Consider the following 12,245-nt stretch of genomic DNA (forward strand, 5'->3'; position numbering starts at 1 on the left):
CGGAGCTTTGGTGGCAGCAACCGCTTTGGCGATCAATGTTCACGTCCTGCCCTACAGCGACCCCCTGACCGTCCGCACTCGTGCATTGAAGAAGCTCCAACGGGCCGCCCAGCGCCAGGAGGAGACCAAGGCTCCAGGGCAAAAGACCGAGATGGCTATACCATTTCCTTCATGCGGCGCACTTCATCAAGAGATTCCAACACCATACGCCGTCCTTCGGACTCGGCCGCGTCGGGATCGCCGGCCGCAATGGCTCGAGCGATTTTTCGCCAACCGGACGCAGAACGCCGGCGTCGCCCGACGGAATTCATCGGCGCCCACAGGACCGCCACTTCCCGCTCGAGCTCCTGGGACAGTTCCGAAACGTAGGGCGCTGCGGCCAGGGTCGCGATCAGTTCGGTGAGACGCCGTCGCGCCCGGATGTAGTCCCCGACATGGGCCGTCTCGTCGGCAGCGACATCGGCCAGCACATCAGCGCCTTCCTGGATTGCTGCCACAAGCGCCGGCGGACGCAGCATGCGCTCGGCGGCCAAGCGCACAAACAGCGCCCCGACCTCGGCCCGGAGCCTGAAGTGCGCGGCGAGCGCCTCCGCGTCCATCTGCGCGACCACCGCTCCGATCCGCGGCGCGATGGTGACGAGTTTCTCGCGCTCCAGCCGCCTCAGGGCCTCGCGCACCGGACCGCGACTGCAGCCGAAGGCGCTCGCGAGCGGGGCTGCCTTCAAAGGATCGCCCGGCTTGAACTCGCCGGCCTGAATCCGATCGCGTAGCATGGTCGCGATCTGGCCAGGCAGGCCTTCCGGCACGCTCTCGGCCTGCGCCGCCAGCGGCGCCGTCGCGGCGAGGAATTGATCAAGTCGCGCGATCATCTTGACGCCAGCCCGACGATGGCACGTTGCAGCGAGACGCGCTTGAGCAGGTCGGTCAGCCGGTCGCCCGCCGCCCGTCGCGCCGCCTCGAGCGCTGACTGTTCTGCGATCAGGCGGCTCCAGGCTTCACCTGCTCTCTCCGCCTTGAGCGGACCGGCCAAAGCCTCCAGCAGCGGCAGGAGCTGACGCCAGACCCGGTCGACCTCATCCGGCGGCGCCTCGCGCCGCGACGTCACGCTTGCCCCCCGCCGTTCGGGGACGACGACGGCGCCCAGGGTCTGCAATCGACCGATCGCCTCGCGGGCCGCCGACTGGGTGCAGCCGCAGGCCTCGACGATCCATCGCTCAGGAAGCCGTTCTCCAGGACGCAAGTCGCCTGCGAGCACCGCCCGCAGGACGGTCTCCACCATTGGATCGAACCCCGAACTGTTGGGGGGACTGTCGGGTCGGCCGCCAGACAAGGCGTCTCCTTCGAGCGGCCCTGAGCGGCCAGCGCCGATCATCGCCGATTCTTCACGGCCTGCCGCCTCAGGTCGCCAAGGCGCTGACGGCCGCAAGCAACGCCTTGCCTGTCGAGACGACGTGCTCAGGCGCGATGCACCGAATGTCATCATTTGACGAGTGATGGAAGCGGTGGGCGCCGAGGATCCCAAAGGCGCGCGGGTAGCCGGCGGCCAGGATTTCTCCCAGTTCACCGCCCGCGCCGGCCTCGTCGCCATAGACCGCCTCCAATCCCGGTTCGCCTGCGAATGCCGCCCGCAGCGGCGCGACCAGCTCCGGCCTGGCCACCAGGAAGCGCTGAGGATCGACGCTCGGCAGCGGCGCAAGGCGCCCTTCGGCCTCGTGCCAGTCGCGGGCGGCCAGCGCCGCGCCCAGGTGAACCCAAAGCGCAGTGGCGTCCGGCGCCGGAGCGAGCGCGCTGTGAAGGAACGCTTGGCCGCCGTGGTTCTCGTACTCGTGGCCGGAGGTGGCCACGAAGGTCAGGTCCAGCGCGCAGGCGCGGCTGGCCCATCGCGCCAGGCCGAGCCACGCCGCCACGCCCCCCCCGCGCTCGCCCATGCAGCCGAACCAGCCCGAACGCGGCGTCGAGACGACGAGCCGCCGGCCGCCCCCGCGCTCGAGCCGGCCGACGATGTTGTGGGCCGCCCGAAGACCGCCCTGCCCTCCCACGTGCACGTGCGCGCTCTCACGCCGCGCTGCGGCCGCCAGCAGCTGGTCGCCTCCCCTTACGCCGACGGTGACGATCGGAAATCGCTCCTGAGCGCTTGGCGCGGCGTTCAGCGCCAGGGCGTCCCCAGTCGGCCCATCGGTGATCAACACCAGCGCAGCAACTTTGTGCTCGGCCGCGGCGATCAGGAGGCGCCGGATCGCCGCGGATTGGCGCGTCGACCACCGAGCAAATGGGAGTCGCGCCACGGCGATCGATCCTTCCGCGGCCGCATCAGCTCCCCAGACCTCGAGACGCACGAGCGGCCCCGACAGGCCGCCAGGACCGGTCAGCGTCACCGGCGCCTGCGCGAGACCTTCGACCATGGTCTCGCCGAACGCCAGACTGACCTCGCGCGGTTCGAAGTATGGGACCTCGATCGCCTGCGCCTGCGTCGCAAAGCCGAGCGCGCGCAGTTCCCCGGCGAGCCAGGCGCCCGAGGCCACATCGCCCGGTCCCCCCGACGTCTTTAGGCCAAAGCTATCGTATCGCGCCAAGTCGGCTTCGACCCGCTCCGCGGTAAACACCTCGGCTGGTTCTGCGGCCATCGCCTCCTCCAAACCCATGGCGCCGATCCCTGCGCCCAGGATGACGCTGCGCCGCGTGGCCATGTCGAACTCCTTGCTCGGGGCGACCTAGGCGTAGCCGACTAATAATGTCAATAATTGACAATTGTCTAAGGAGAGATTGATGCGCGTCCCTCTGATCGCCATCGCCGCCGCTCTGTCGGCAGCTGTTCCAGCCCTGGCCGCCAGCCCCGACTGCGCCGGTCTGCAGGCCTACTCGGAGGCCCGCGGAGGGGCGAGCCTCCTGGTCCTGGTCAACGGCCAGGTCGTCTGCGAGGCCTACGCGCAAGGGACGGCGGCGACCACGCCGTCGCCACTTTATTCCGGGACCAAGAGCCTGGTCGCGCTGATGGCCGCGGCTGCCGTTGAAGACGGACTTCTCACGCTCGACGAACTGGCCGGCGAAAGCCTTCCGGAGTGGCGTGAAGACCCGCTCAAGTCGCGGGTCACCCTGCGCCAGTTGTTGGCGATGTCGGCGGGTCTGCCCAGCAAGATCGGGGAAGTTCCGACCTATGCCGCCGCAATCGAGGCGCCGTTCAACGCCGAGCCAGGCGAACGCTTCCAGTACGGGCCCGCACCATATCAGGCGTTCGGAGAAATCATGCGCCGCAAGCTCGAAGCCAAAAGACTGGAAGCCGATCCGCTGACCTATCTGGAGCGCCGCGTGCTGCAGCCAGCCGGCGCCGTCGCCGCGGCCTGGCGGCGCGGCGACGACGGGCAGGCGATGATGCCGCAGGGCGCGGCGATGACAGCTCGCGACTGGGCCAAGATCGGCGAGCAGGTCCGGATCGGCAGCCTTGCCTATCGCGACCTCTTCCTCCCCTCCCCTGCCAACCCCGGCTATGGCTTGGGCTGGTGGCTGCCCCACCGCGGCCTCGGCGCCCTGACGGCGGCCACCGATCTCGCCGACGGCGGCGAGACCATTCCACGAGACCTGGTGATGGCCGCGGGCGCGGGCGACCAGCGGCTCTATGTCATCGCCTCACGCCATCTCGTGATCGTCCGTCAGGCCCGGCTCGACCTAAGCTCCAGAAGCACCTGGTCCGATGCGGCGTTTGTGCGCCTCGCGCTCAATCCCGCCACTCCATAGTGTCAATTATTGACACTTTATCTTGAAGCGCTCTACACGTCCTCCATCGCCACAAGCGAACCAGAACAATTGGGGGACGACATCGATGATCAGCCACAAAGCGGCCGCCTTGGCCTGCGTCAGCGCGATTTCACTGCTCGCCGGAGAAGCAGCAGCGCAGGCAGAACGTCAGGAGAGCGCCGAGCTGGGCGAAGTGGTGGTGACCGCCCGCCGGCGTGAAGAGCGCCTGATCGACGTGCCGGTGGCCGCCTCTGTGGTTTCGGCCGCCGTGCTCGTGGATCGCGGCGGTGCGATCTCGACAGGCGAATTGCTGGCCGGGCAGCCGAGCGTACGCTTCAACAACCTGACCTCGTCGATCACCTCCGAGGTCTCCATGCGCGCGTCCTCGACCGCGCGAGCCACCAACGGCGATCCCAGCGTCGGCCTCTATCGCAACGGCGCCTATATCGGCGGAGGCGGCATCGGCGGACGCAACTTCGCACGCCTGGACATGTTCGACATCGGCCGAGTGGAAGTCCTGCGCGGCACTCAAGGCGCGCTCTACGGCCGCAACGCCGTCGGCGGCGCGGTCAACATCGTGTCGGCTCGGCCCGAGTTCAGCGACGGCGGCTTCGTCGACGCCAAGTACGGTTTTGAGATCCAGCGCTCGCAGGTGCAGGCCGCTTTGAACCTGGCGGTCAGCGACGAACTCGCGTTCCGCTTCGGCGCCGACTACGTGAACCAGGACGACGGCTTCTTCTACAACCCCGTCAACGATGTGCACTTCGACCAGGAGAAGGGCCTGGGTCTGCGGGCCCAGGCGCGCGTGGCCAAGGGGCCTGCGGACATCACGCTGCTGGTCGAAAACCAGCAGCTCACCACGCCGACGATCACCTACCAGATCGCGATCCCGGCGGGCTCGGCCGGGTTCCCTGGCGGCTATATCCAGGATCAGTTTAGCTATCCCTGGAACACCGCGCCCCTCGCCAAACAGAACATCAGCGCGGCGTTGCTGTCGGCGGAGATCGACCTCGGCTGGGCCCAGCTGAGCTCGACCAGTCAATTGCGAATCCGCGAGTCGATGTACGCGCTTGATAGCGACGGGGTGAACCCGCAGGAACTGGCGCGCGCCCGCGCCGCCGGCCAGGTAGGCGCGGCCACGCCAATCGATCCCAACGGTGCGGCGGTGACCGCCGACCGCACCAAGACCCTCAGCCAGGACCTGCGCCTGTCGGGCCAGACCTTCGGCGGCCGGGTCGACTGGCTGGCGGGGGTCGAGGCCATGACCCAGGAGAGCCGCTACTCGGTCACCCTGGCCCGCACCCCGACCCCGGCCGCTCCCTCGACTGGAACGGTGGAGTCCGCGGTTCAGGACTACGACTCTTGGGCCGCCTATGGGGCGCTCACCTACGACGTGACGAACGATCTCAGCCTGACGGGGGAGCTGCGCTACACGTCCGACGACAAGAGCTTGACCTCGCGCCTGCGCGACCGCGTCACGGGACAGCTGACCGGCGGCGCGGCGCGGATCATCGACGGGACCAGTTCGCCAGAGAACCTCTCCTACAACGCCACCGCTTCCTACCAGCTGCCGATGAACCTGCTGATCTACGGCAAGGTCGGCACCAGCTATCGGGCCGGCGGCTTCAACCGCAACCTCGGCGACCTGCGCCAGCCGGTTCCGATCCCTGTCGCCTATGACGACGAGACCTCGCGCAGCTACGAACTCGGCCTCAAAGGCGCGCCGCTACCGGGGCTCTACCTTGCGATCGCCGGCTATCGCACGGACCTGACCGACATGATCGCTCAGCTGGACAACGGATGCCGGGTGACCAATCCGGTCTGCCCGGTGGCGGCGACCGCCTTCCTGACCAACGCCGGCGACGCCCGCTCGTGGGGCCTGGAGGGCGAACTCACCGCCCGCCGCGATCTCGGCGACGGCCAGCTGCGCCTGTCGCTGAACGGCTCGCGTCAGGGCGGCGAAGTCACGTCTGGACGCTATGCGGGGCTCTCCCTGCCGCAAACCCCAGGCTGGCTGGCCTCGGCCGAAGCGAACTATCGCGCCCCCATCGGCGAGGTCGAAGCGTTTGGCAACATCGCCTACAACGCCCAGTGGGGCGGGATTCAGGAACTCAGCGCGACGAGCCCCGAGCTGTCGGACTTCCAGGTGGTCAACGCCCGCCTCGGCGTCGATCTCGGCAAAGTCCAGCTTGCGGCCTACGTCGATAACCTCTTCGACACCGTCTTCATCGTCGCCCAGGACCCGACCATCAAGCGCTATAGCCGCCCGCGCGTCACCGGCCTGCAACTGCGCTACAGCTGGTGATGGGGGCCGCGGCGGCCGATCGGCGTCTGTTGCTGGCGGGCGGGGCGGCGGCGTTAGCCGCCTTCCCGGCCGCCGCCAGGGTGGGGCGTCCGACTTTGCGCGTGGCAGCGCGCGACCTGGCGCTCTTCGCCCTGCCAATGCTCGAAATGGCGGGCACGCGCGGTCGTGCATTCGGCGCGGGGCTGACGGCGAACCGCTTTCGACACGTACGCAATCTGACGACCGCCAGCACGCAGAAGGTCACCCAGCCCAATAACGACACGCTCTACTCGACCGCATGGCTCGACCTCTCGGCAGGGCCGGTTCGCATCAGCCTCCCAAAGGCCGGCGAGCGCTACATGTCGCTGGCCCTGATGGACATGTTCACGAACAACTTTGCGGTTCTGCACGGCGGAGCGCCCCGCCAGCTTCTCATTGTCGGCCCTCAGGCTCCAGATGCGCCAGGGGCGATCCGCGCGCCGACCAACTGGGTCTGGGCGCTCGGCCGCACCCTGGTGGCCGATCCGGCCGACCTCCCGGCAGCTCACGCGATCCAGGACAGCCTTATCGCTGAGGGCGCTTCGAACAGGTCCCCAGCGAGCGCGCCGCCGAGAGACGCGCCCTGGCCGGTTTTCTTCGCCGGCGCAGCGCGCCTCCTGGCTGACACCCCGCCGTCGGCTGCGGACCAACGGTGGCTCGCACAGGCATCGGCCGGCCTCATCGAGGGTGGCAGGTTCGACCCTGCTCGCTTCAGGTCGCGGGAGGGCGATGAGATCGCCGCCGGGCTGGCTGAAGCGCTGGAGATCGCGCGCCGCGGCGACGAGGCGGGCGAACGCCGCGAGGGCTGGCTCTACCCGAAACCCAACCTCGGCCGATTCGGCGCCGACTTCCGCTACCGCGCCCAGATTGCGCTCAGCGGTCTGGCCGCCCTGCCGGTGGAGGAAGCGCTCTACCTGCGGGCTCTCTCGCCTGACGGCGGCTCAGAAATCGACAGCAGTCGGCCTTGGAGGCTGAGGCTGCCCTTCGCCGCCCGGCCGCCCGTCGAGGGCTTCTGGTCGTTGACCATCTACGAGATCGCTCCATCGGGCCAGGCCTTCCTGATCGACAACCCGTTGCAACGCTACGCGATCGGCGACCGCACTCCGGGCCTGGCCGACGCGGGCGGCGACATCGACATTCTGATCTCGGCCAGCGCACCACCCTCGACCTCCTCGCGATTCTGGTTGCCTGCGCCTACCTCCGGCCGCCCGTTCCTGCTGAGTTTCCGCGCCTACCGGCCTGCGGCCTCTATGCTCGACGGTCGCTATCGGATGCCCGTCCTCAGGCCCGCCTGACCGGCGACAGGGATGAGCTTGGCGCGGGTCAGCTTCCGCTGGACGACAACCCGGCCCTCAGCATCGACTCCGTGGACCTGAAACACCGACTTGGCGATGTCCAATCCCACTGTGGCCACCTCTTCCATGGCGCTCCTCCATTTTGGGCCGCAGCAATGCTGCGGCCAGGGTGGGGAGCCGTCCACGGCATCAAAAGCCGACCATACTGAGCATCCGCCAACTGCCTGCCAATTGCGCGCCCTGCTCAGCCCTGAAGCCTTGGCAGGCCGGTAGAGGTTTCCCCTCGCGCGGACGTAGCCGCGACGGAGCCCTCCTGATGGAGGCAGGCCTCACCTCACGGGCGACCGTGGCAGATTTCAGCCTGATAGAGGGGCGATCGAGGTCCGAGCGCGGCGCACTAATGGTTGCGGCGTCGCCGGCGGTCGCACCGTCAGGCCTCCCTCGCTTTTATGTGAGGGTTCCTACGCATAGCGAATGCAGCCGGCCCCGGTAGCATCGAGACTCTAGACCTCTCCCGGGACGCTCGCCTCGCGGCCGTAGGCGCTTTGCTGGGAGATCGGGGAATTGTTTCCAGGTGGAGAGGCCCATGGCCGAGCCCGTTGCGCCAAACGCCACGTCGCGCCTCAGCGACGAGCAGATCAGCGACGCCTATATCTACCTGCTGGGCCGGCTGCTGATCACGCGCCAGCAGCAGGTGGACTTCGATACCGAAGGACTCGTCTGGAACCAGCTTGTCCACCGCAAGCCTGGTCAGGTGGACTGGCCCAACCCCAATCTGGACGTGGCCTATTCCGAAGCCTGGGTGGCGCTCGACCAGAAAAGCTTCCTGCTGGTCACCGTGCCCGCGATCACGGGCCGCTACTACGTGGTCGAGTTCCTGGACGGCTGGGGCGAAACGGTCGCCAACATCAATGAGCGCGTCTACCCGGACCACCCAAACGGACTGTTCGCCGTTTGCTTGGCGGGCAGTCAGGTCGAGATACCGACCGGCGCTCAGCGGGTCGACGTGCCGGGGGCGACCACGCGCGTCCTGCTGCGTGTCGAATTGGGCGCCGATTGGGATGAAGCGATCGCTCTCCAGCACGGATTCAAATTCGAGATCCACGGCGATCCGCAGCCGCCGGAAATACCCCGGACGGTGATGTTCGATATTGCGGCGCTGCCCGGCGTCGAGGCCTTCGACTCCGCCGAGGCGGCGCTTGGCGAGAAGGACTCGGGGACCGGCATGGAAGACCTCCAGGCCGACGTCCGCGCCATCGCCAACGCGATCAAGGACCCCGCCGAGAGGGCGCGTATCGACGCCGTCGTCCGGCAGAAGGCGCAGGCCGACTTCGCCGCGGCCGCGCCGCGTATCGGCCGCGGCACGATCCGCAACGGCTGGGCCCGCCCCGCCTGCTGCGGCCATTGGGGCGATGACTGGATGACCCGCACGACCGTCAACTACGGCGGCATCTGGGCCAATGTGTTCGAGGAAGTGCTCTACTATCGCGGCGCCATCGACAGCACCGGCGCGGCCCTGGAGGCCGATGGCAGCTACACCCTGACCTTCCCGGCGGACGATCTGCCTTCGAAGTACGCGAAGTACTTCTGGTCGGTGATCGCCGTCGATCGCCTGCACCGGCGCGTGCTCCCCAACCCTCTCAACCGTTTCCTGCTCAACAAGGAATCCAAGCTGAGCTACGGCGCTGACGGCTCGCTGAAGCTCTACTTCTCGCCGGAAAAGCCTGCAGACGCCCCCGACGGCAACTGGCTCCCGACCGGCGGCAAGCCCTGGAGCCTCACCTTCCGCTTCTATGGTCCGCGCGGCGGCGTGGCGGACGGCAGTTACTTCCCGCCGCCGCTCGAACGGCAGTGACGCCGGCTCGCCCGTCAACACGAACCAGGAGACGACCTTGTCCGAAACGCTGCAACGCGCCGCTTCGACGGACGATACTCCTTACGTCGTCCGCCAGTTCACCCCCGCCCATCCCGACCTCGCCAACGGAGCTGGCGTGCCGGCCAGCCTGGCCAGCGAGCACTATGTCGAGGCACTGGCCCGCGTGGTCTACGTCTGGGGGCATCCGCTGGTGAACGTTTTTGGCCGGACCAGCACCTGGGACCTGATGAAGGGCAAGGGCCCTGGCATGGCGATGGGCCTGTTCCCTGGGTCGCCGAAAAACTGGATGGGTTTCGTCGACGACTACCTTCCTGCCGCTCAGCGCAAGGTGGTCACCCCCAATAACGACACGATCTACGGCGCCTGCTTCGCCGATCTGCGTGAGGAGCCCGTCGTCGTCCAGACCCCTGACGACGTGCCTCAAGGCCACTACTGGACCATCCAAATCACCGACGCCTTCACTAAGGTGATCCACCAGTTGGGTTCGGCCTCCCACACCCCTGCCGGCAAGTATCTGCTGGTCGGCCCGGATTGGAGCGGCGACACGCCCGCTGGCTTTGCAGGCGTGCTTCGCTCACCCACGAACCTGTCCGTCCTGATGGCGCGGAGCTATGCGGCGCGGACGCCGGAAGCCAAGGCCCGCGCCCGCGCCGTGCTCAACCAGATGGGCGCTTTCCCGCTCAGCGCCGACAAGCCCGGCCGTCACCAGTTCGATTGCGAGTCCAGCGCGCGCAACAAGGTCTACCCGCCCAACCTGAATGCGGAAATGCTGGCGGCCGACCCTGATCTCCTACGCACTCGGCCGGTGCATGGCGAAACGTTCTGGGATGCCCTGGAGAAGGCGCTCGAAGCCAACCCGAAGGTGAGCCCCGATGACGCCGTCATGGCCCAGCAGGCGCGCACGCTGATTGCACTACGCAAGAGCAACCCGCGCTGGGGCGCCCTGCTGGACCGCGCGGCGCTGACCGCCGATGCAGAACTCTTTGCCGGGGCGCGGTACGACCAGGTCGGCGTCGACGCCGGGAACGGCTGGCAGCGCCAGGAAAACGGCGGCGCGTGGGGCGCCGACTGGTTCGGAAGGGCCCTGGCCGCGGTGATCTACATCTTCGTCAACGACTACCACGAAGCGATCTACTTCATCCGCGGCGCCGATGCAGAGGGGGCGCTGCTGCAGGGGCGATACCGCTACAAGATGCGATTCGCGAGAGATCAGTTGCCGCCAGTCGACCGCGCGCGGGGGGGATTTTGGTCTCTCACGATGTACGACCGCGACTACTTCATGACCGCGACAAGCCCCAACGGTCGGCACAACATCGGCACGGTCAATCTGGATGCGAATGAGCTCCGGTTCGCCGACGACGGCTCGCTGACGCTCATCCTGTCGCACGATGAACCCCAAGACGAGGCAGGCCGCGCCAACTGGCTTCCGGCTCCCGACGACCAGTTTGCGCTGCTGGTGCGCACCTACGTCCCGACTCCGGCCCTGCTGGCGGGCGACTACAAACTGCCGAACGTCGAGCGGGCAAGCTGAGCACAGAGGACACGGTAGCGCGGAACGAACTGAACCCGCCTGACGCATGGCCGGTCTGCGCCAGTAGCGATGGGGTGGACGCCCCCTGACGGCATCGAAGTGCCAGAGTGGAGGTGTTGAACCACCACTCGAAGGAGGCGTCCATGGGCGAGGTTACGACGATCGGGCTCGATCTGGCGAAGAGCATTTTCCAGGCGCACGGCGCAGATGCGGCCGGCGGGGTGGTGTTCCGCAAGAAGCTAAGACGCGATCAGATGCTCGGGTTCTTCGCGGGTCAGCCACGCTGCCTGGTGGCGATGGAGGCCTGCTCCGGCGCGCATCATTGGGCGCGCGAGCTCAGCGCGCTTGGCCACGAGGTCCGGCTGATCCCCCCATCGTATGTGAAGCCGTTCGTGAAGCGGCAAAAGAACGACATGGCCGACGCCGAGGCGATCTCCGAGGCGGCGCTGCGTCCGACGATGCGCTTCGTCACGCCCAAGACGGCCGAGGCACAGGGCGCAGCCGTTGTTTTCCGGACTCGGGACCTTCTGGTGCGTCAACGCATCCAGCTGAGTAACGCCCTGCGAGGCCACCTGGCGGAATTCGGCTACGTCGTGCCCCAGGGGCCAGGTCACGTCCGTCGGCTCATCGAGCTGACCGCGGATCCGGCGACAGATCTGCCAGACCAGGCCCGCCCGATCCTGGCGATCATCGCCGACAGCATTCAGGCGATACAGGCGAAGATCACCACGCTCGACCGCGAAATCGGAGCACGTGCGAAGGCCGACCCGATCGCCAAGCGGCTGATGACAATTCCGGGCGTGGGGCCGGTGGTCGCCACGGCGCTGGTGGCCTTGGCGCCGCCGGCGACCACGTTCCGACGAGGTCGCGACTTCGCCGCCTGGCTTGGGCTCACGCCCCGGCAGAACTCCAGCGGCGGCAAGGAGCGGCTCGGGCGCATCTCGAAGATGGGTGAGCGCAATCTGCGCCGACTGCTGATCCTCGGCGCCAGCTCCGCCGCCAAGGTGGCGGCACGAGATCCATCCCGGGCGAGCCCCTGGCTGGCCGGCATGCTGTCGCGCAAGCCGCGCATGCTGGTGACGGTGGCGCTCGCCAACAAGATCGCGAGGATCGTCTGGGCGCTAATGGCGCACGGCGGATCCTACAGAACTCCGGCCGCGGCAGCCTGATCGCTGTGATGGCCTGAGACGTCAGAGGAGGCAGGAAGGTCAGACGAGACGTATGGCGCAACGGTCTATGAGACGGGGCCGGGAAAACCAGAAATGTCTGAAGCGCCTCGAGCGCGCAATTGCGGCATGGACCCGGTCCGCGAACTCCCTACAGGCCAGCGGCCGCGACGAAGGCCGCATCAATCAGGCCGGACACACGGAAGCACCTGAACCTGCGTGCCCTACCATCGGAAAACCTCTTGCATCCAAAGGGGCGTCCACACACGGCATGGACCCGGTCCGCGAACTCCCTACAGGCCAGCGGCCGCGACGAAGGCCG

General features: G+C 67.7%; 9 protein-coding genes and 1 pseudogene. 6 read left to right on the forward strand and 4 right to left on the reverse strand.

Translation table 11 applies throughout. The annotated features are described in order from the left end of the window. Positions 1-155: 155 nt before the first annotated feature. The 3 genes from OUA97_RS08070 to OUA97_RS08080 all read right to left on the reverse strand — a co-directional run bounded on the left by OUA97_RS08070 (position 156) and on the right by OUA97_RS08080 (position 2,687). Positions 156-869: a GntR family transcriptional regulator gene (locus OUA97_RS08070; RefSeq protein WP_267231332.1), complete on the reverse strand. Its 714-nt coding sequence runs from the start codon at positions 867-869 to the stop codon at positions 156-158. After that, a complete protein-coding gene (locus OUA97_RS08075) occupies positions 866-1,279 on the reverse strand; it encodes a GntR family transcriptional regulator (RefSeq protein WP_267231333.1) in 414 nt (137 codons plus the stop codon). Before OUA97_RS08075 ends, OUA97_RS08070 begins: the two co-directional genes overlap by 4 nt. 118 nt (positions 1,280-1,397) lie before the next feature. Further along, complete coding sequence (locus OUA97_RS08080; RefSeq protein ID WP_267231334.1) at positions 1,398-2,687, reverse strand: hypothetical protein; 1,290 nt, start codon at positions 2,685-2,687, stop codon at positions 1,398-1,400. A 79-nt stretch (positions 2,688-2,766) separates the two neighbouring features. Here OUA97_RS08080 and OUA97_RS08085 point away from each other — a divergent pair, with 79 nt between their 5' ends. The 3 genes from OUA97_RS08085 (at position 2,767) to OUA97_RS08095 (ending at position 7,350) form a co-directional block, all read left to right on the forward strand. Next, positions 2,767-3,732 carry a serine hydrolase domain-containing protein gene (locus tag OUA97_RS08085; protein WP_267231335.1) on the forward strand — a complete coding sequence of 322 codons (966 nt, stop codon included), beginning with the start codon at positions 2,767-2,769 and terminating at the stop codon, positions 3,730-3,732. Positions 3,733-3,817: 85 nt separating this feature from the next. Continuing rightward, positions 3,818-6,037: a TonB-dependent receptor gene (locus OUA97_RS08090; protein WP_267231336.1), complete on the forward strand. Its 2,220-nt coding sequence runs from the start codon at positions 3,818-3,820 to the stop codon at positions 6,035-6,037. Next, the gene (locus tag OUA97_RS08095; protein ID WP_267231337.1) at positions 6,037-7,350 is read left to right on the forward strand and encodes a DUF1254 domain-containing protein; all 1,314 of its coding nucleotides are present in this window, start codon (positions 6,037-6,039) and stop codon (positions 7,348-7,350) included. The genes OUA97_RS08090 and OUA97_RS08095 overlap by 1 nt, the downstream gene beginning before the upstream one ends. 11 nt (positions 7,351-7,361) lie before the next feature. Here OUA97_RS08095 and OUA97_RS08100 read toward each other — a convergent pair. Then, positions 7,362-7,478 (reverse strand): annotated as a pseudogene (locus tag OUA97_RS08100) (IS110 family transposase); the annotation flags it as partial. A 458-nt stretch (positions 7,479-7,936) separates the two neighbouring features. Between OUA97_RS08100 and OUA97_RS08105 the strand changes: the two are divergent. The 3 genes from OUA97_RS08105 (at position 7,937) to OUA97_RS08115 (ending at position 11,926) form a co-directional block, all read left to right on the forward strand. Then, a complete protein-coding gene (locus OUA97_RS08105) occupies positions 7,937-9,205 on the forward strand; it encodes a DUF1214 domain-containing protein (protein ID WP_267231339.1) in 1,269 nt (422 codons plus the stop codon). A 37-nt stretch (positions 9,206-9,242) separates the two neighbouring features. Next, complete coding sequence (locus OUA97_RS08110) at positions 9,243-10,757, forward strand: DUF1254 domain-containing protein (RefSeq protein ID WP_267231340.1); 1,515 nt, start codon at positions 9,243-9,245, stop codon at positions 10,755-10,757. A 143-nt stretch (positions 10,758-10,900) separates the two neighbouring features. Next, positions 10,901-11,926 (forward strand): IS110 family transposase, encoded by a 1,026-nt coding sequence (locus tag OUA97_RS08115; RefSeq protein WP_267231341.1) that lies wholly within the window; start codon positions 10,901-10,903, stop codon positions 11,924-11,926. Positions 11,927-12,245: the final 319 nt, after the last annotated feature.

This window comes from Phenylobacterium sp. 58.2.17 (genome assembly GCF_026411515.1).
GTDB lineage: Bacteria > Pseudomonadota > Alphaproteobacteria > Caulobacterales > Caulobacteraceae > Phenylobacterium.